17 protein-coding genes are annotated in these 19,110 nt (G+C 65.7%); 3 read left to right on the top strand and 14 right to left on the bottom strand.

Annotation, left to right across the window (positions count from 1 at the left end; genetic code table 11):
• Positions 1 to 213: 213 nt before the first annotated feature.
• The 7 genes from ACW2Q0_RS16390 to ACW2Q0_RS16360 all read right to left on the bottom strand — a co-directional run bounded on the left by ACW2Q0_RS16390 (position 214) and on the right by ACW2Q0_RS16360 (position 8,372).
• Complete coding sequence (locus ACW2Q0_RS16390; protein WP_457190938.1) at positions 214 to 939, bottom strand: DUF4333 domain-containing protein; 726 nt, start codon at positions 937 to 939, stop codon at positions 214 to 216.
• 150 nt (positions 940 to 1,089) lie between these two features.
• Entirely contained in the window at positions 1,090 to 3,786 is a 2,697-nt protein-coding gene (locus tag ACW2Q0_RS16385; protein ID WP_457190936.1) for a DEAD/DEAH box helicase, read from the bottom strand.
• A 2-nt stretch (positions 3,787 to 3,788) separates the two neighbouring features.
• Positions 3,789 to 4,742 carry a twin-arginine translocase subunit TatC gene (tatC, locus tag ACW2Q0_RS16380; protein ID WP_457191199.1) on the bottom strand — a complete coding sequence of 318 codons (954 nt, stop codon included), beginning with the start codon at positions 4,740 to 4,742 and terminating at the stop codon, positions 3,789 to 3,791.
• Between the two features lie 104 nt (positions 4,743 to 4,846).
• Positions 4,847 to 5,119 carry a Sec-independent protein translocase subunit TatA gene (gene tatA / locus ACW2Q0_RS16375; RefSeq protein ID WP_457190934.1) on the bottom strand — a complete coding sequence of 91 codons (273 nt, stop codon included), beginning with the start codon at positions 5,117 to 5,119 and terminating at the stop codon, positions 4,847 to 4,849.
• A 129-nt stretch (positions 5,120 to 5,248) separates the two neighbouring features.
• Entirely contained in the window at positions 5,249 to 6,286 is a 1,038-nt protein-coding gene (locus ACW2Q0_RS16370; protein WP_457190932.1) for a 2-dehydropantoate 2-reductase, read from the bottom strand.
• 21 nt (positions 6,287 to 6,307) lie between these two features.
• Positions 6,308 to 7,306 carry a helix-turn-helix transcriptional regulator gene (locus ACW2Q0_RS16365; RefSeq protein WP_457190930.1) on the bottom strand — a complete coding sequence of 333 codons (999 nt, stop codon included), beginning with the start codon at positions 7,304 to 7,306 and terminating at the stop codon, positions 6,308 to 6,310.
• A gap of 70 nt (positions 7,307 to 7,376) precedes the next feature.
• Positions 7,377 to 8,372, bottom strand: a complete 996-nt coding sequence (locus ACW2Q0_RS16360) for a helix-turn-helix transcriptional regulator (RefSeq protein WP_457190927.1) — start codon at positions 8,370 to 8,372, stop codon at positions 7,377 to 7,379.
• A gap of 88 nt (positions 8,373 to 8,460) precedes the next feature.
• On the opposite strand from ACW2Q0_RS16360, the gene ACW2Q0_RS16355 reads away from it, so the two are divergent.
• Entirely contained in the window at positions 8,461 to 8,757 is a 297-nt protein-coding gene (locus ACW2Q0_RS16355) for an MTH1187 family thiamine-binding protein (protein ID WP_457190925.1), read from the top strand.
• Positions 8,758 to 8,762: 5 nt separating this feature from the next.
• Here the strand turns inward: ACW2Q0_RS16355 and pafA are convergent, their stop codons facing one another.
• From pafA to dop, 5 genes are all read right to left on the bottom strand, one after another.
• Entirely contained in the window at positions 8,763 to 10,121 is a 1,359-nt protein-coding gene (pafA, locus tag ACW2Q0_RS16350) for a Pup--protein ligase (protein ID WP_457190923.1), read from the bottom strand.
• 176 nt (positions 10,122 to 10,297) lie between these two features.
• Complete coding sequence (prcA, locus tag ACW2Q0_RS16345; protein WP_457190921.1) at positions 10,298 to 11,080, bottom strand: proteasome subunit alpha; 783 nt, start codon at positions 11,078 to 11,080, stop codon at positions 10,298 to 10,300.
• Positions 11,077 to 11,943, bottom strand: a complete 867-nt coding sequence (prcB, locus tag ACW2Q0_RS16340; RefSeq protein WP_457190919.1) for a proteasome subunit beta — start codon at positions 11,941 to 11,943, stop codon at positions 11,077 to 11,079. The genes prcA and prcB overlap by 4 nt, the downstream gene beginning before the upstream one ends.
• Entirely contained in the window at positions 11,940 to 12,134 is a 195-nt protein-coding gene (locus ACW2Q0_RS16335; RefSeq protein ID WP_014351559.1) for a ubiquitin-like protein Pup, read from the bottom strand. The genes prcB and ACW2Q0_RS16335 overlap by 4 nt, the downstream gene beginning before the upstream one ends.
• Before the next feature lie 193 nt (positions 12,135 to 12,327).
• Complete coding sequence (gene dop, locus ACW2Q0_RS16330) at positions 12,328 to 13,827, bottom strand: depupylase/deamidase Dop (protein ID WP_457190916.1); 1,500 nt, start codon at positions 13,825 to 13,827, stop codon at positions 12,328 to 12,330.
• A gap of 129 nt (positions 13,828 to 13,956) precedes the next feature.
• Here dop and ACW2Q0_RS16325 point away from each other — a divergent pair, with 129 nt between their 5' ends.
• Positions 13,957 to 14,307 (top strand): hypothetical protein, encoded by a 351-nt coding sequence (locus ACW2Q0_RS16325; RefSeq protein WP_457190914.1) that lies wholly within the window; start codon positions 13,957 to 13,959, stop codon positions 14,305 to 14,307.
• Here the strand turns inward: ACW2Q0_RS16325 and glnA are convergent.
• On the bottom strand, positions 14,292 to 15,725 hold the full coding sequence (gene glnA / locus ACW2Q0_RS16320; RefSeq protein ID WP_457191197.1) for a type I glutamate--ammonia ligase: 1,434 nt from the start codon (positions 15,723 to 15,725) through the stop codon (positions 14,292 to 14,294). The two genes, ACW2Q0_RS16325 and glnA, sit on opposite strands and share 16 nt — an antisense overlap.
• A gap of 941 nt (positions 15,726 to 16,666) precedes the next feature.
• On the opposite strand from glnA, the gene ACW2Q0_RS16315 reads away from it, so the two are divergent.
• A complete protein-coding gene (locus ACW2Q0_RS16315; protein ID WP_457190912.1) occupies positions 16,667 to 17,485 on the top strand; it encodes a helix-turn-helix domain-containing protein in 819 nt (272 codons plus the stop codon).
• 304 nt (positions 17,486 to 17,789) lie between these two features.
• On the opposite strand, the gene ACW2Q0_RS16310 is transcribed toward ACW2Q0_RS16315, so the two are convergent.
• On the bottom strand, positions 17,790 to 19,110 hold a 1,321-nt coding region (locus tag ACW2Q0_RS16310), incomplete at its 5' end, for a beta strand repeat-containing protein (RefSeq protein WP_457190910.1).

Genomic DNA, 19,110 nt, shown 5'->3' with positions numbered 1-19,110 from the left:
ACCTGGTCACGCACAAGAATGGGGCCGCGCATCGCCGGTAACAGCCTCGCAGCGGTTACAGCTTGTTCGAAGTGACACGACAACTCGGACAGAAGTTGCAGCTTGTGCGAGGCATTCACCGCAAATACGCCATCACAGTCCACTGGACTTGTTGGGCAGCGGGGCCGCCCCACCGGCACCCGCTCGCCGACCTGTCGACACCGGCCCGAACCGTCAGCTCGGGCGGCCGACCTCGTAGGTTCCGTCGTCCTTGGTGATCTTGACGGTGACCTTTTTCTGCTCGCCGCTGACCTTCAAATCACAGGTGAAGGTGGCGTCGACCTTGACCTGCTGGCCGGAGGGGCAAGAGACATCGGCGACGTCCTGGATGCCGTAGGAATCCGAGAGCACCTTCTTGACGCCATCCTGAACGGCGGCCTTGTCGAGCTCGTTCTTGCTGGTCAACACGAGCACGAGCACCACGATGGCGCCGATGACGGCGAGCGCGAGCACGCCGAGGCCGATGAAAAGACCCTTGCTCTTGCCGCCGCTGCTCGGCTGCGGGGTCTGCTGCTGCCAGGGCTGCTGCTGGCCTTGCTGCCAGGGCTGCTGCTGCCCCGGCTGCGCCGACCAGTCCTGCTGGGTCGGCTGCTGGCCCCACTGCGGCTGACTCGGCTGACCGTTTTGCGGCTGGCCCCACTGGGGTTGGCTCGGCTGGCTCTGCGGGTTCGGCTGACCCCACTGCGGCTGACTGGGCTGGCTCTGCGGGTTCGGCTGACCCCACTGCTGCTGCGCGTTCGGATCGCCCCACTGCTGAGTCGGCTGCGCCTGCGGGGAACTGCCCCACTGCTGGGTAGGCCCGGCTGGACCGGGTGCCTGCTGTCCGCCCCACTGCTGGGTGGGATCGCTGCGTCCCTCCCCGGGACCAGGGGCGTCGTTCGGTCCGTACGGGCCGCTCATCTGGTTGCCTCCACTCGCATCGTTATACACACGGTAGCCCCCGGCGTGAGACTCGTCGCACAACAGGACCAATCCGGTTCGAGGTGCGATCCTGTCCGACTCCTCCGCCACGGTCGGTACGCGAAAGAAATCAAATCACAATCGAATCGGCTACGCGGCGTCCACGGCTACGACACCCCGTCGGATCGCGCGGACGGCCTTGGCCGCGGTCCCCGCGACCTCCACATCGTCAGCGGTTCCGTGGATCTGATCGAGCAGATCGATCACCTGTCGGCACCACCGCACGAAATCGCCCGCGGACAGCGGCGCGTTCTGATCACCACTGGCCAGCAACGACTCGGCCAACCCGTCGCCGCGCGCCCATTTGTAAACACCGGTCACGAAACCGAGATCGGGTTCGCGCGTGGGCGGCAGCTTGTGCCGCGCCTCATCGGAACGCAATTCGCTCCACACGTCGACGGTCGCGCCGACGGCCCGGCGAATCGGTTCGGTCGGCCCGCTGGCGCCGAGATAGCCGCCCTCCTGACGGGATTCGTACACCAGAATGGACACCACCGCCGCCAATTCGGCCGGACCGAGCCCGCGCCACAGCCCCTGCCGCAGGCATTCGGCGACCAACAGGTCGCTTTCGGCGTAGATTCTGGCCAGCCGACGACCGTCGGAGGTCACCTCACCCGCGTCCACGAACCCGCGTTCCTCGAGCAGTCCGAGAATCCGATCGAAGGTGCGGGCCAGCGAATTGGTGGTCGCGGCAACCTTCTGGCGCATCGTCTCGGTTTCGCGCAGCAGCCGGTTGTAGCGTTCGCCGACCCGGCTCATCTGTTCGCGATCGGGCCGAGTGTGCGCCGGATGTGAACGCAGACTGCGCCGCAGTGTCGCCAGCTCGCGATCCTCGCCCGCGTTCGAACGGTCACCACGCCGCGACCGGCCCGGCGCCGAGATCCCGGTGCTACGCAACGCCGACGCCAGATCCCGCCGAGTCCGCGCCGTCCGGTGATCGATCTTGCGTGGCAGCCGCATATGTCCCAGGGTTTTCGCGGGCACCGGGAAATCGGCGACCGATACTCGCCCCGCCCACTTGTCCTCGGTCAGTACCAGCGGACGCGGATCCCCCGGGGTGGCATCCGGCTCCAGGATTACCGCGAGCCCGGCCCGCCGCCCGGACGGAATGGCCACCACGTCGCCGCGCCGCAAGGACACCAGCGCATCGACCGCGGCCCCGCGCCGATCGGCCCGCCCCTGCTGTTCGATCTGACGTTCACGCTGCTTGATCCGCTCGCGCAGGGAAATGTATTCGAGGAAGCCGCCGTCCTCGCCGCCGAGCTGATCGCGCAATTTGCGCAACTGCCCCTCGTTGCGCTCGATCCCGCGCACCAGCCCCACCACCGATCGGTCGGCCTGGAACTGCGCGAAGGATCGCTCCAGCAGTGCCCGGGACTCGTCCGCGCCCATCCGATCGATCAGGTTGATCGACATGTTGTAGCCCGGCCGGAAAGAACTGCGCAGCGGATAGGTCCGGGTGGATGCCAGGCCCGCGACCGCACTGGTATCGACCTCAGGCTGCCAGAGCACCACCGCATGGCCCTCGACATCGATTCCGCGCCGTCCGGCCCGACCCGTGAGCTGCGTGTACTCCCCCGGCGTCAGCTCGGCGTGCGACTCACCGTTGTATTTGACCAGCCGCTCGAGCACCACGGTCCGCGCGGGCATATTGATACCCAATGCCAGTGTCTCCGTGGCGAATACGGCCCGCACCAGACCGCGCACGAACAATTCCTCGACGGTGTGCCGGAAGGCGGGCAGCATACCGGCGTGATGCGCGGCCAGACCGCGGTGCAGCGCCTCGCGCCACTCCCAGTAGCCGAGCACCTCGAGATCGCCCTTGGGTAGATCCCCGGTGTGCTTGTCGATGATCGCGTCGATCTGTTCGGCCTCGTCGTCACGACTCAGATCGAGCCGCGAACGCAGGCATTGCGCAAGCGCCCCGTCACATCCAGCCCGGCTGAAGATGAAGGTGATCGCGGGCAGCAGCCCTTCCTCATCGAGCTTTGCCAGCACCTCCGGCCGAGGCAGCGGCCGGAAGCTGCGGTTCCCACCGCGGCCGCGTGGTCCACCCCAGCTGTTCATCCGGTCCGCCGCCTCGCGGTGACGGATATAGCGGACCAGATCCTCGTCGACGAGCACCTTCTGCTCGCTGGAGTTGGTATCGAACAGATCGAACATCCGCCGCCCGACCATGACGTGCTGCCACAGCGGCACCGGGCGGGTCTCGTCGACGACCACTGCGGTATCGCCGCGCACGGTCTCCATCCACGCGCCGAATTCCTCGGCATTGCTGACCGTCGCGGACAGGCTGACCAGCCGCACATCCGGCGGCAGATGCAGGATGACCTCCTCCCAGACCGCGCCGCGGAAACGGTCGGCGAGGTAGTGCACCTCGTCCATCACCACATAGGACAGTCCGCGCAGCGCGTCCGAGGAGGCGTAGAGCATATTGCGCAGTACCTCGGTGGTCATCACGACCACCGGCGCGTCCGGATTGATCGACTGGTCACCGGTGAGCAGACCGACCCGGTCGCGCCCGTGCCGCTCGGTCAAATCGGCGAACTTCTGATTCGACAATGCCTTGATCGGTGTGGTGTAGAAACACTTTCCGCCCGCCGCCAGCGCGAGGTGCACCGCGAATTCGCCGACGACGGTCTTACCCGCGCCGGTCGGGGCACAAACCAGCACACTGTGCCCACCCTCGAGGGCTTCGCAGGCATTGCGTTGGAAGCGGTCCAACCCGAAAGTCAGCTCGGCGGAGAACTTTGCCAGCTCGCCCGCCTGCGACAGGTGATATGTCACCGTCAGAGGGTATCGGAGTAGTCCGACACAGGTCGCGCCGATTTCTCCGACGGTTCCATGATCGAATCGGCGGAGTTGATCGGCTCGGGGCCGGAGATCGTAGAGGCTTCCTCATCCGCGAGTGCCGCCAATGCGTCGGCCTCCCGACGTGCGCGCCGCTTGTCGTTGATCCGGGAGAACTGGATGGCGACCTCGAAAAGCACCGTCAGGGCGAACGCCAAGGCGAGCATGGAGAACGGATCCTGCGGAGTCACGATCGCGGCGAAGACGAAGAGCCCGAAGATGATTCCGCGCCGCCACTTGGCGAGCTTGTCGTAGTGCAGCACCCCGACCAGATTCAATCCGACTACCAGCAGCGGGATTTCGAAGCTGACACCGAAGATGACGAGCAGTTGGATGATGAAGCTGAAGTATTGCGAACCGCTCAGCGCGGTGATCTGCGCGTTGTTGCCGATATTCAGTAGGAAGCTCAGCGCATGCGCGACCACCCAGTACGCGAGTACGGCGCCGGTCACGAACAGCGCGCTACCGCAGGTGACGAATCCGACCGCGTATTTGCGTTCCTTCGCGTACAGCCCGGGTGTGATGAAGGCCCAGATCTGATGTAGCCATACCGGGGCGGCCAGCACCACACCCGCCGTCATACCGACCTTCAACCGCAGCATGAACTGTTCGAAAGGCGCGGTCGCCAACAGCCGACAGGCGCCGTCGGCGGTGAGCACGGCCCGCGACGAGGCGGGCAGCGAACAATAGGGTCCGGTCAGTAGCGAACCCAGGCTTTCGATGCCGAAGATCGTGTGCGCGTACCAGAAGAAGCCGAACAACGTGGTGAGGACGACCGCGGCGATCGAGACCAGCAGCCGACGGCGCAGCTCCTGCAGATGCTCGACCAACGACATCGTGCCGTCGGGATTCGTCCTGCGCTTACTGCGCCGGGGATCGAACGGGATTCGCATGGTGGTGTGTTGGCCCTTGGGGTCGAAGGTGCCCACAACGGTCGGCGGGCAGCAGCACTACCCCCGGAGCGAGTTCGCTACTCACCCCGGCGGCAAGGCTGGACTCAGAGCGACTTCGGCTGTGCCTGCGGCTCGGCCTGCGGCTGTGCGACTCTCGGCTGGACGGCCGAGGCCGGCGGCAGTTCGGCGGCCGGCTGCTGGGCCGGTGCTGCACTTGCCTGTGCGCTGCTCTCGTTCTGCATCTGGCTGACTTCGCTCTTGAAGATCCGCAGCGAGCGGCCCAGGCTACGGGCGGCATCGGGCATACGCTTCGCGCCGAAGAACATCACGAAGACCGCGGCGATGATCAGCCAGTGCCAGATGCTCAGACTGCCCATAATTAACCTCCAAAGAATGTGGTAGCTCCGATGCTACCGGACTATGACATGCGAGAACGCCCGCATCGGTGTGCGCTCACCGAGCGTTCAACCGCACTTATACGACACGAAGTACACGGTCCGCGGCGTTCATGATCGTCCGGCCGCCGACCGCAACTGCTCCAGCAGTTCCGGCCCGGTCCAGTCGCGGCGGCCACCCTGTTCAGCGGCCACAATCAGTTCGATGAGCCGCTGATTGACCGGCGTCGGCAGTCCCACCATCGTGCCCAGGCTCACGATCTCCCCGCACAACCAGGAGATTTCGGTCTTGCGACCGAGTTCGAGGTCATCGGCCATGGACGAGCGCGCCTCCGGATCGATGGCCAGTACCGTTGTGGCGACTCGGCGGAAGGTCCCGTCCGGAACGGTCAGCAGCCGGGCCATCCATACCGGCGGCAGCGGCGTCAGCCGTGCGGGGCGAATTCGCGCTCTGTGCATCGCGGCGAGCGCCTCACGCTGGGTGAGGGCCAGACAGCGCCGGAAGTCGCGGTCGGACAATTCCTCGCGCAACGGCCGACCGGACAGCGCATTGATCGGATTGTTGAGGTTCAGTAGCAGCTTCGCCCATTGCACCGGCAGCAGATCCGGATACCGCCGCAGTGCCAGACCCGCTCGGGCGAATACCTCGGTGAACGGTGCGAGCGCCGGATCGTCGTGCACCGCGAGTCCGCCCTCGGTGCCGCGATGGAATCGGCCGTCGGGGCAATGGACGACATTGAACATCACCATCCCCGCCAGCACCACGCAGGTCGGCAGGATCTCGCGGATCACCTTATCGTTGCCGATCCCGTTCTGCAGGCTCAGCACCACGGTGCCGGGGCGGATCTTACCGTCGAGATCACGCACGGCCGCGGCGGTCGCCCCCGACTTCACCGTGACCAGCACCAGATCGGCGGATCCGACATCCTCCGGCGTGGTCGAGACCCGCACCGCATCCGCCGCCACCGCGACGTCACCACCGTCGAGATCGGTAAGCCGCAGCCCCGACGCGCTGATCTCGTCCAGTACCCGCTGCCGCCCGACGAACGTGACAGCGGCGCCGGCCGCGGCCAGCTTCCCACCGACAAAGGAACCGATGCTCCCGGCGCCCAGGACCAGCACCCGCGGGGGTGCCACCACCTTATCCACGCCGCCCCAGCCTCCGTGCGGTCATCTGGCTTCCAGAAAACCGGCCGCTTCGTAGGCGGCCAGTGCGGCTTTCGAGCGTTCGCGCACCGCGGTGATCAATTCGGGTGGGCCGAGCACCGTGACGGCGGAACCGAAGCCGAGCAGCAGCCGCGCCATCCAGTCCATGGTGGCGAAACGCATGGTCGCCTCGATGCTGCCGTCCGGGTGCACCGCCATCCGATGCATCGGGTATTGATCGAGCACCCAACCGTAATCGCCGCGAATGCGCAAGCGCGCCAATGGAACCGCGGGATCGTCCTGGAAAAGGTCGAGCGCCGCGGCTACCTCGGTCGCATGGCTCGGCGGCCGGGCGGACGCGTCGAGTTCGTTCGCCGCCTCGATCCGATCGAAGCGGAACAGTCGCACCCCTTCGGCCTCGCGGCACCAGGCCTGCAGGTAACTATTGTTGTCCACCAGGACAATACGAATGGGATCGACGACGCGTTCGGAGACGACATCGCGACTGGCCGAGTAGTAGACCAGTCGCAGCGCGCGCTGGCGGGCCAGCGCGGACCGTACCGTCGAGACCGCCGGTGCCTCGGTCGGCAGCTGTGCACGCGCCTCGTCGACGGTCTCGCCGCCGACGATGGCCGATTCCAGTTTGGCGATCGCCGCATGTGCCGCGGTCGGATCGACCATGCCCGGCATATCCACGATCGAGCGCAGCGCCACCAGCAATGCGGTCGCTTCGGTGGAGGTCAGCCGCAGCGGCCGGTCGATACCCGCCGAGAAGGTGACCTCGATGCTTTCCTCGGAGAACGACAGATCGATCAGATCACCCGGCCCGTAACCGGGTAGGCCACACATCCACAGCTGGTTCAGATCGCTCATCAGTTGTTTGGCCGTCACGCCGAGATCGGCGGCGGCCTCGGCGGCACTGATACCCGGATTCGCGATGAAGTAGGGAATCATATTGAGCAGCCGCGAGAGCCGAACCGAAAGTCGACTGCGCTCAGACGTGCCTATCGTTCGCTCGCTCACGACTGCACCTCGCTGGCGCTCGGCTCCGTCATGACCGAGCGATGCTCGGCTGTATATATCGTTCGCTCGCTCATGCGGTGACCTCGGTGTGGTCGAAGACCGAACGCAATCGCGCCACCACATCCGCGCGCAGTTCCTCCGGTGCGAGTATCACGGCGTCGGGGCCGAGTCCGGTGATCAAGCGCGCCAACCAATCTCGGGATCGGATGGGCAATTCGACGACCACGCCGTGGCGTTCACCGATCGTGCGCTCTTCCACCACGGATCCGAGTCGGCGGATCTCGCGGCCGTGGCCTTCGGCCACCCACACCGTCGCGGTCCCGGATACCGGGGCGCTGCCGGTGACGGTGCCGACGATCTCGCGCAGATCCATACCCTCAGGCTTGCCGACCGCATTGGGCGGGCCGTAGGCGGTCACATCCTCGCCGATGCGCGACAGCCGGAAGCTGCGGATCGCCTCCCGACTCCGGTCGTGCCCGACCAGATACCAGCGGCCGTTGTGGGTGACCACACCCCAGGGCTCCACATCGCGCATGACATACGGCTCGTTGATAGCGCCCCGATGTTCGAACCGCACCGCCTGACCCGCATCGATCGCGGCAAGCAGCTTGCCGAGCACCGCATCCGAGCCACGGGTGCGCGCCGGAACCGCGGGCACCGACGCGACCGCGGCATCGGTCTCGACATGGATTCCGGCCGCACGCAGCTTCAGTAGCGCGCCCTCGGCCGCGGCCGCCAGCTCCGGCGACTCCCACATCTGCACCGCGACAGCGACCGCCGCCGCCTCCTCACTGGTCAGGTCGATCTCGGGCAGCTCGTAGGCGTCGCGGTTGATCCGGTAGCCCTCCACCGTCGAAAACCGGCTCACCTGCCCGACCTCCAAGGGAATCCCCAGGTCACGCAGCTCGCTCTTATCGCGCTCGAACATTCGACTGAAGGCCTCGTCGCTGGCCGAATCCTCGTACCCCGCGACGCTGTCCCGAATCCGCTCCGCGGTCAGGAATTGCCTGGTCGACAGCAGCGCGATGACCAGATTCATCAGCCGCTCGACCTTGGATATCGCCACTCGACACAGGGTAATCGGCCGCCCACCATGACCGCGCGTCGGCGCGCGATTCACCCCGATCCGGTTCCCGCACCGCCATCATGGACCCATGATCATCGCGTTCTCCGTTACCCCGCTCGGCCCGGGCGTCGATGTCGGCCGAGCCGTCGCCGAAGCCGTCCGCATCGTGCGAGCCAGCGGTCTCCCCAATCGCACCGACGCCATGTTCACCACGATCGAAGGCGAATGGGACGAGGTCATGGCCGTGGTCAAGGCCGCGACCGACGCCATCCTCGCCACCGCACCGCGCTGCAGCCTCGTGCTCGAGGCCGATATCCGGCCAGGTGTCACCGATGCCATGACCTCGAAAGTCGAAACCGTCGAGCGCTACCTCGCCGAGCAGTAGCGCCCCTACATCGAGGCGATCAGCCGATCCACGCGCTCGTCGACGGAGCGGAACGGGTCCTTGCACAAGACCGTGCGCTGGGCTTGGTCGTTGAGCTTGAGGTGCACCCAGTCGACGGTGAAGTCGCGCCCGGCTTCCTGCGCGGCGGTGATGAAATCGCCGCGGAGTTTGGCGCGGGTGGTCTGCGGCGGGGTGTCCACCGCGGCGTCGACGGCCTCATCCTCGGTGACGCGCTTGGCCAGACCCTTGCGCTGCAGCAGGTCGAAGACGCCGCGGCCGCGCTTGATGTCGTGGTAGGCCAGATCGAGTTGGGCGATCTTGGGATCGGACAACTCCATGCCGTAGCGATCCTGGTAGCGCTGGAAGAGCTTGCGCTTGATCACCCAGTCGACCTCGGTATCGACCTTGGCGAAGTCCTGCGCCTCGACCGCGTCCAGGGTGCGGCCCCACAGGTCCACGACCTGGTCGATACTAGGGTCGCGGTCGCGATTGCGCAGGTGCTCGACCGCGCGGGCGTGGTACTCGCGCTGGATATCGAGTGCGCTGGCCTGGCGGCCGCCGGCGAGCCGGACCGGACGGCGGCCGGTCAGGTCATGGCTGACCTCGCGGATGGCGCGGATCGGGTTGTCCAGGGCGAAATCGCGGAACGATACGCCCGCCTCGATCATCTCCAACACCAGCGCCGCCGTGCCGACTTTCAGCATGGTGGTGGTCTCGGACATATTCGAGTCTCCGACGATCACGTGCAGGCGGCGGTATTTCTCCGCGTCGGCGTGCGGCTCGTCGCGTGTGTTGATGATCGGGCGCGAACGGGTGGTCGCCGAGGAGACGCCCTCCCAGATGTGCTCGGCACGCTGGGACAGACAGAACGTGGCCGCCTTCGGCGTCTGCAGCACCTTACCCGCACCGCAGATCAGCTGACGGGTGACCAGGAATGGCAGCAGCACGTCCGAGATCCGGGAGAACTCACCGGCCCGCACCACGAGGAAGTTCTCGTGGCAACCGTAGGAGTTGCCCGCGGAGTCGGTGTTGTTCTTGAACAGGTAGATGTCGCCGCCGATGCCTTCCTCCGCGAGGCGCTGTTCGGCGTCGATCAGCAACTCCTCCAGCACGCGCTCACCGGCCCGGTCGTGGGTGACCAGCTGCGCCAAGTTGTCGCACTCTGCGGTGGCGTACTCCGGATGCGACCCGACATCGAGGTAGAGCCGAGCACCGTTGCGGAGGAACACGTTAGAGCTACGGCCCCAAGAAACTACCCGGCGGAATAGATACCGGGCCACCTCGTCGGGGCTGAGCCGACGGTGTCCGTGGAAGGTGCACGTCACACCGAATTCGGTCTCGATCCCCATGATTCGTCGCTGCACACTATCGACATTACAGCCATGTCATGCGCTCGCGTGGGGCTGCGGACAACCCAAGTGCATACGTCTTCACAACGATTTCGCACGTGAACGAGATGTTCGGCGTAAAAATACCGGCCGAAACGAAGGCCCTCCCGATAAATCGGGAGGGCCTTCGCCGCCGAGGAGATCGTGGTGGACTATTCCGAATCCGGCGCATCCTTGGGCTCCGCCTCGGCGGCCGCCTCCTTTGCCTTGCTCCCCGGCTTGCCACCGGTCAGCAACTGGTCCAGGGTCGGGACCGCGACCCGGCGAAACGCCCGCCGCGGCCGTGCCTGTTCCAGGGTGGCGACCTCGAGCGACCCGACCCCGAGCACCCGCTTGTCCTTATCCGCGGCGCCCTCGGGCACCCCGGCCTGCAGGGCCTTCACCGCCACCGCGACCGCACCGGCCAGATCAAGTCCAGGCTGGTACGAGCTCTTCAATGCCGTCATGATCGGCTCAGTCGTGCCGCCCATCACAACGTATTCGCGCTCGTCCACTATCGAGCCGTCGAAGGTGATGCGGTACAGCACCGATTCGGGTGACTGTTCCGGGTAGCCGACCTCGGCCACGCAGATCTCCACCTCATAGGGCTTGAGCTGATCGGTGAAGATCGTGCCGAGGGTCTGCGCGTAGGCATTGGCCAGACCGCGGCCGGTGACATCGCGCCGGTCGTACTGGTATCCCTTCAGATCGGCCTGCAGGATGCCGCCGCGGCGCAGTGCCTCGAACTCGTTGTACTTGCCGACCGCGGCGAACCCGACGCGGTCGTAGAGCTCGCTCACCTTGTGCAGTGTCGCGGACGGATTCTCCGCGACGAACAGCACACCCTTGTCGTAGGTCAGCACGATCACGCTGCGACCGCGAGCGATGCCCTTGCGCGCGAGATCGGTCTTGTCGCGCATGATCTGTTCGGCCGAAGCGTAATACGGCAGCGTCATGATGAGGAACTCCCCTCTTCCGCGGCCTCGCGATCGGCGACGATCGCCCGCGTGATCTCCTCCAACCGTGATTCGGTCACTTCATCGGCGCCCTCGTCGTTGATAACGATCGCGGTCGGGTAGATCCCGCGCACCAGATCCGGTCCGCCGGTGGCGGTGTCGTCATCGGCCGCGTCGAAGAGTGATTCGACGGCGATCCGCAAGGCGCGGTCCTCATCGATTCCCTTGGCGTACAACTTTTTCAACGACGACTTCGCGAACATCGAACCCGAGCCGACCGCGGTGTAACCGAACCGCTCCTCACTGCGTCCGCCGACCACGTCGTAGGACACGATCCGACCGGCCTTGTCCGGATCGGTGGCGTGCTGGTCGTAGCCGACCAGCACCGGAACCACCGCCAGCCCCTGCAGTGCGGCAGGGAGGTTGTCGCGCACCATCTTCGACAGCTTGTTGGCCTTGCCGTCGAAGGTCAGCGAGACCCCCTCGATCTTCTCGTAATACTCCAGCTCGACGGCGAACAATCGCACCATCTCGATGGCCATGCCCGCGGTGCCCGCGATACCGGCCGCCGAGTAGGTGTCGGTGATGTACACCTTCTCGATATCCCTGCTCGCCAACAGGTTTCCCTGGGTGGCCCGCCGGTCACCGGCGATCAGCACACCACCGCGAAACGAAACCGCCACGATGGTGGTTCCGTGTGGAGCCAGCTCCTTCGCGGCGGTGCCACCGGAATTTCCGGTGGCACCATCGATCGCGCCGAATCGGTTGCCCGGCAACAGTTCCGGTGCATGCATGCGCAGGTGCTCGGTGAATGACGAGAGGGCGTGCCCCGGGTGGAGACGCAAGGGGTCACCTGCTGTCACTGGCCGCCCTTCTGCACATACGCACGAACGAAGTCTTCCGCGTTCTCCTCGAGCACGTCATCGATCTCGTCGAGCAGGTCGTCGGTATCCTCCGCCAGTTTTTCGCGGCGCTCCTGACCGGCGGCGTCAACGCCCTCCGGGCCCTCGTCCTCGTCGCCGCCCCCGGCGCGCTTGGTCTGCTCTTGTGCCATGGCAGCCGACCTCCTCTGTCCTCATCATGACCAGGGCTCCATTGTGAGCACGACCCCGACCATGAGCAATGTCCGTGCCCGTACATCAACACTACCCAGCCACCCTGACAACATGTCGTATTCGGCGCCGATATGGTGCCGAGTCGACATCTACGCGATCGGTCCGGCAGCTCCGAATTCCCTTGCCGGAGAACTAGGTCGTAAGCTGTTCGACCAGTTCAGCAGCAGTATTCACGCCGTCGAGCAGCTTGCCGACATGGGCCCTGGTGCCGCGGCGGGGTTCCAGGGTCGGAATCCGCACAAGCGAATCGCCGCCCAGGTCGAAGATCACCGAATCCCAGCTGGCGGCCGCGATATCAGCGCCGAAACGGCGCAGACATTCGCCGCGGAAATAGGCGCGGGTGTCGGTCGGCGGCTTGGTCATCGCGTCGAGCACCTGCTGCTCATTGACAAGGCGTTTCATCGAACCGCGCGCGACCAGGCGGTTGTACAGACCCTTGTCCAGGCGGACGTCGGAGTACTGCAGATCCATCAGATGCAGTTTGGGTGCGGCCCAGCTCAGGCCCTCGCGCTTACGCATCCCCTCGAGCAGGCGCAGCTTGGCGGGCCAGTCCAGCAGGTCGGCGCATTCCATCGGATCGCGCTCCAGCAGATCCAGCACGTTGGCCCAGTTCTCCAGGATGTCCTTGACGCGCTCGTCGTCGTTGCCGCTGCGGGCCACGAACTTCTCCACCCGGTCCAGGTAGATGCGCTGCAGCGCCAGACCGGTGAGTTCGCGGCCGTCGGTGAGCGCGACCGTGGCGCGCAGGGTCGGGTCATGGCTGATCTGGTGGACCGCGGTGACCGGACGGGCCAACTGCAGATCCGACAGATCTTCGCCCGCCTCGATCAGGTCCAGCACCAGCGCGGTGGTGCCGACCTTGAGGTAGGTCGACATTTCGGCGAGGTTGGCATCGCCGATGATGACATGCAGGCGGCGGTATTTGTCCGCATCGGCGTGCGGTTCGTCGCGGGTGTTGATGATGCCGCGCTTGAGCGTGGTCTCCAGGCCGACCTCGACCTCGATGTAGTCGGCACGCTGGGACAGCTGGAATCCGGCGTGATCACCGGACTGGCCGATGCCGACCCGGCCGGAGCCGCAGATGACCTGGCGCGAGACGAAGAACGGGGTGAGCCCGACAATGATCTGGTTGAACGGGGTGTCGCGGCTCATCAGGTAGTTCTCGTGGGTGCCGTAAGAGGCGCCCTTACCGTCAACATTGTTCTTGTACAGCTGCAGCCGCGGCGCACCGGGCACACTCGACGCGTGCCGCGCGGCGGCCTCCATGACCCGTTCACCGGCTTTGTCCCAGATGACCGCGTCCAGCGGATCGGTGACCTCGGGTGCGGAGTACTCCGGATGGGCGTGGTCGACGTAGAGCCGGGCGCCGTTGGTGAGGATCATATTGGCCGCGCCGACCTCATCGGCGTCGATGACGGGGGCCGGACCGTTCATCCGGCTCAGGTCGAATCCGCGGGCGTCGCGCAGCGGCGATTCCACCTCGTAGTCCCAGCGCGTGCGCTTCGCGCGCGGTACCCCCTCCGCGGCGGCGTAGGCGAGAACCGCTTGGGTGGAGGTGAGAATCGGGTTGGCCGACGGCTCGGTGGGTGTGGAGATGCCGTATTCGACCTCGATACCGATGATGCGCTGCATACCGTCGAGCCTAGGCGACGCGTGGCTGCCGTCGGTCGCGACCGGCGGCATCGAGTGACCTCGATGTCATACCGAAGGTGGTACTTCCGGTGGATACCGGCAGGCCGAAGCGGGCGGAATATTCGGCACATGACCGATTCGATCGCCGAAGTCACCGGACGCCACCGCAAGTCGGATGAGCCCACGGCGGATGAATCGAGCACCGTCGACCAGCCGAGGCGTCCCGCGCGGTTGGTTGCCCTGGACATATTGCGCCGCACCGCGATAGTGGGGTTTCGGCCTCGCCGCGCGCGTCTCCGCGGACGTCACGCGATCTACATCGGGCCCGGAATGGCTCTCGGCGCGCACTCCACCGCGATTGCCAGCGTGGGAGTCGGACTCGACGGCGCGTTCCGGGTCCGGGTCCCCGACGCTGCGGAGATCCGCATTCCTCGCCATCAATGGCGAACTCCATATCGACTGACCTATACGTCGAAATAGAGCTCGAATTCGTAGGGGTGCGGGCGGACATTGATTTCGGAGATCTCGGTATCGCGCTTGAGCCGGATCCAGGTTTCGATCAGATCTTCGGTGAAGACATTGCCTTCGGTCAGGTACTCGTTATCGGCCTCCAGCCGGTCGATCACGCTTTCGAGATCGGGCGGGGTTTGGGTGACCTCGGCGGACTCTTCCGGGGTGAGTTCGTAGAGGTCCTTGTCGATCGGGACCGGGGGTTCGATCTTGCGGCGGATGCCGTCCAAACCGGCCATCATCATGGCGGCGAAGGACAGGTACGGATTGCCCGAGGAGTCGGGGCAGCGGAATTCGAGACGTTTGGCCTTCGGATTCGCGCCGGTGACCGGAATGCGCACGGCCGCTGAGCGATTGCGCTGACTGTAGACCAGATTGACCGGGGCCTCGAAGCCGGGCACCAGGCGCTTGTACGAGTTCACCGTCGGATTGGTGAATGCCAGCAACGATGACGCGTGCCGCAGCAGTCCGCCGATGTAATGCCTGGCCAGATCGGACAGGCCCGCATATCCGGCCTCGTCGTAGAACAGCGGCGTGCCGTCCAACCATAGGGATTGATGCACGTGCATACCGGAGCCGTTATCACCGAAGAGTGGCTTGGGCATGAAGGTGACGGTTTTGCCCTCGACCCAGGCGGTGTTCTTGACGATGTACTTGTACAACTGCAGGTCATCGGCGGCGGCCAGCAGCGTATTGAATTTGTAGTTGATCTCGGCCTGCCCCGCCGTACCGACCTCATGGTGGCCCTTCTCCAATTCGAAGCCGGCGTTCTGCAGATTCGTACACATTCGATCGCGCACATCGACGTCGGCGTCGTAGGGCGCGACCGGGAAATAGCCGCCCTTCGCGCGCACCTTGTACCCACGGTTGATCGTGCCGTCCGGATTGTATTTGGCACCGGTGTTCCAGTCGGCCGAGGATGAGTCCACCTCGTAGAAGGCGCCGTTCATCGTGGTGTCGTAGCGCACGGCGTCGAAGATGTAGAACTCCGCCTCCGGTCCGAAGTAGGCGGCATCGGCGATACCGGTGCTCCTCAGATAATCCTCGGCCTTGCGCGCGACATTGCGCGGATCGCGGCTATAGGCCTCGTGCGTATGCGGATCGTGCACGAAGCAGTTCAAATTCAGCGTCTTCGCGGCCCGGAAGGGGTCCAATTGCGCGGTGCGCAGATCCGGGAGCAGCAACATATCCGATTCGTGGATCGACTGGAATCCACGCACCGACGAGCCGTCGAAGGCGATCCCGTTATCGACCAAGTCCGCGCCGAATGCGGCGCCCGGTATCGAAAAGTGTTGCTGCACACCGGGTACGTCACAGAATCGAATATCGACGTATTCGACTTCCTCGGCGCGGATATATTCCAGAATTCCGTCGGTGGTGGCAGTCAAGGCTGCTCGCTCGTCCAGCACGGCTTGCTCCTCGCTTTCGCGGCGCAGGTTTATCCGTGGATGGCGAGGCGACCATCCTCTGATGCCCCGGACCCATCCATGGGATCACGGCAGGTCCTGCTCGCCGAATCTCACGATACGACTTCGACATCAATGACGGACTCGAATCCACCAGCCCGCGCCTGATCAAGATCAGATGGAATTCATCGCGGTATCGCCGCCACGCACCCCGATCGCCACCCGCCACACCGATACGATCGAGGGCTTGCACTCGCAGTCCGGGACGGAGAGGTTCAATGATGCCGACGCGGACCGGGTCGTCGAAGACCTGCACCGCAGAGCCGCATCACTGGTCGACAGGTTCCACGTGAGCCTGCCGCCGTATCCGCGCGGACACCGCAGCCACCGGTCGAAGCCGATTTCGCGCGCGGCACGAAACTCAATGTCGACCTGTTCTTCGAATATCTGCGCTTCGGCACCGAACCCGTCGAGGAAGACATCAGGGAGCTCGTCGAACCCGGCGACGACGGTACGGCCGCCATCACCGGTCTCGGCTGGGTGTCGAGCGGCGCAAGCACGGACGCGAGTTCGAATACACCGTGGCGGGTATTCCGCCTGTGCGGCACCCTCGACCCGCATCGTCCCGCCGATGCCACGACGCTATCGGCGGCGCGCTTGGCTCGCCGCCTCGAATCCGCCGCCTTCGCCCCGTGAACCGCTGTCAACCGGAAACCCGGATGCGCGAACCGGGCGTGCCGCGCGCCCGTGTTCGGCCACACCTGCCGGCAGGCCGCGCACCTCGCCGACTACGCGGACAGCCCGTCCCTTGATCACCGAGTTCCTCGATCGCGTCCCCGTTACCCTGACAGCGGCCGGGCGGCCGGGATAGTCTCCGTGAGGGATCCGATTCGGGACTCGCAGTCACCCGGGAGCATCCGATGATGAAGGCTCTGGTTACCGACGGGGCATCCACCTCGCCCCGATCCGTGCACTATCTCTCCGGGTCTCCCGGTGAACTGCTTTGGGAGGGTACGGCTTTGCTGCGCGCCGGCGTGCTCGCCTTCGGCGGCAGCCTCGGCCCCACCGCATTGCACGCTCATCACGCCGTTCGAGTGGTCACCGCGTGTACGCCGGTGGTCGTGGTGGACGCGAGCGGCGTTCGGCATCGCGGTACGCATGTCATCGTGCCCGCCGACGCACCGCATCGCATTGCCACCGGGGCCGAGCGCGGCACCGCGATCTATCTCGATCCGGAGTCCGTGGCGGGCGCGGCCGCCGACCGCAGAGCCCAAACCTACGGATGGGCCGATTGTGAACATTCCCTGCCCATCGATCCGGCGCGGGAACCACTCGCCGAACTGGTCGCCGAGGTCGTCGACGATCTCGAACGCGACAATTCGCACAGCATCGAAGACAAGCGCCACGAAGCGGTGACCGAGGTGCTGCAACTGCTGCCGTCCATCGTCGGAGACGGACCGATCCGCGGCGCCGATATCGCGCGCCGGGTCGGGATATCCGCGACCCGACTCACCCAGCTGTTCACCGAACAGGTTGGAATTCCATTGCGGCCCTACATTCTCTGGCTCCGACTACATGTGGCGATCACCCGCGTCCGCTCCGGCGACGATCTCACCGCCGCCGCCCACGCCGCCGGTTTCGCCGATAGCTCCCACCTCACCCGCACCTGCCGCCGCACCTTCGGTCTGCCGCCATCGGCCCTGAGCCGCCGCGTCGATTGGGATCTCGGCGAAGCCTCCTAGTCCAGCCGAATCGCTCCAGTCGTTCCATGCTCCGGTATCAGGCATCGGGTGATCTTTCTTTCCCTCACATTTGTAGTTGTGAACATGTCAGAAACCGTCTAGTGACCCGGTGATGTCGTGGGTCGACTTCCCGCGCGACGGGTTCGAACGGACCAGCCCCGGGCGGAGAGCCGTTCCGGTACAATACCTTTCCCAATTCCCAGTGTGGATTCTACGGGATCCGCGGAAGCTCCGTCGCCGCCCAGGACGCGCGGTTGGGCCGTCGGCAGGCAATTGCCCACCGACGGCCCAGCCACATCAGCCGTCAGAGGTAGCTGTAGGAGACCCCGTTGCTGGTTCCTCCCGGGGTGGTGACGGTGACCAGTACCGTCCCGACCGCCCCGGCCGGGGTGACCGCCGTGATCTGGGTGTCGGAGTCCACGACGAACGAGGTTGCCGGTGTGGCACCGAAACTCACTGTGGTGGCACCCGTCAGATTCGTCCCGGTGATGGTTACCGTGGTCCCACCGGCCGCCGTACCCGAAGTCGGACTGACCGCGCTCAGGGTGGGCGCCGCCGCGTAGGTGAAGGAGACGCCGTCGACGGTTCCTCCCGCGGTGGTGACGGTAACCAGTACCGTCCCGGCCGCCCCGGCCGGGGTGACCGCCGTGATCTGGGTGTCGGAGTCCACGACGAACGAGGTCGCCGGGGTGGCACCGAAATTCACCGCGGTCGCACCGGTCAGACCTGTTCCGGTCAGCACGACCGTCGTCCCACCTGCCACCGGACCGGCGTTCGGGGCGATGGCGGTCAGCGTGGGCACCACCACGTAGGTGAAGGAGACCCCGTTACTGGTTCCTCCCGAAGTGGTGACGGTGACCAGTACCGTCCCGGCCGACCCGGCCGGCACGATGGCCGTGATCTGGCTAGCGGAGTCGACACTGAACGAGGTCGCCGGGGTGGCACCGAAACTCACCGCGGTCGCACCGGTCAGGTTCGTTCCGGTCAGCACGACGGTGGTGCCGCCGGTCACCGGACCGGCGTTGGGCACCACCGTGGTCAGCGTCGGCACCGCCGCGTAGGTGTAGGCGATCCCGTTGCTGGTGCCGCCCACAGTGGTGACGGTGACCAGTATCGTCCCGGCCGCACCGGCGGGAGCGACCGCCGTGATCTGCGTCGACGAGTTCACGACGAACGAAGTCGCCGGCGTAGCACCGAAACTCACCGCAGTCGCACCGGCCAGATTCGTCCCGGTCAACACAACCGTCGTCCCGCCGGCCACCGGTCCGGCGTTCGGGGCGATGGTGGTCAGCGTGGGCACCGCGACGTAGGTGTAGGAGACACCGTTACTGGTGCCACCGGCTGTGGTAACGGTGACCAGTATCGTCCCGGCCGACCCTGCGGGGGCGATGGCCGTGATCTGGGTGGCGGAGTCGATCGTGAACGACGTCGCCGGGGTGGCACCGAAACTCACCGCGGTCGCACCGGTCAGGTTCGTCCCGGTGATGGTAACCGTGGTCCCGCCTGCTACCGGACCGGCATTGGGCACCACCGTGGTCAGCGTGGGCACCGCGACGTAGGTGTAGGAGACACCGTTACTCGTTCCACCGGCGGTGGTGACCGTGACCGACACCGTTCCGGCCGAC

The sequence above is a fragment of the Nocardia citri genome, assembly GCF_054065835.1.
This window is presented reverse-complemented; position numbering and strand designations above follow the sequence as displayed.

Coding starts and splice junctions, on each gene's coding strand:
- tatA (WP_457190934.1), bottom strand. CDS start 5,119: ATGGGCAGTCTGAGCATCTGGCACTGGCTGATCATCGCCGCGGTCTTC.
- ACW2Q0_RS16325 (WP_457190914.1), top strand. CDS start 13,957: ATGACCGATTCGATCGCCGAAGTCACCGGACGCCACCGCAAGTCGGAT.
- ACW2Q0_RS16390 (WP_457190938.1), bottom strand. CDS start 939: ATGAGCGGCCCGTACGGACCGAACGACGCCCCTGGTCCCGGGGAGGGA.
- ACW2Q0_RS16335 (WP_014351559.1), bottom strand. CDS start 12,134: ATGGCACAAGAGCAGACCAAGCGCGCCGGGGGCGGCGACGAGGACGAG.
- ACW2Q0_RS16315 (WP_457190912.1), top strand. CDS start 16,667: ATGAAGGCTCTGGTTACCGACGGGGCATCCACCTCGCCCCGATCCGTG.
- dop (WP_457190916.1), bottom strand. CDS start 13,827: ATGCAGCGCATCATCGGTATCGAGGTCGAATACGGCATCTCCACACCC.
- ACW2Q0_RS16355 (WP_457190925.1), top strand. CDS start 8,461: ATGATCATCGCGTTCTCCGTTACCCCGCTCGGCCCGGGCGTCGATGTC.
- tatC (WP_457191199.1), bottom strand. CDS start 4,742: ATGCGAATCCCGTTCGATCCCCGGCGCAGTAAGCGCAGGACGAATCCC.
- prcA (WP_457190921.1), bottom strand. CDS start 11,080: ATGACGCTGCCGTATTACGCTTCGGCCGAACAGATCATGCGCGACAAG.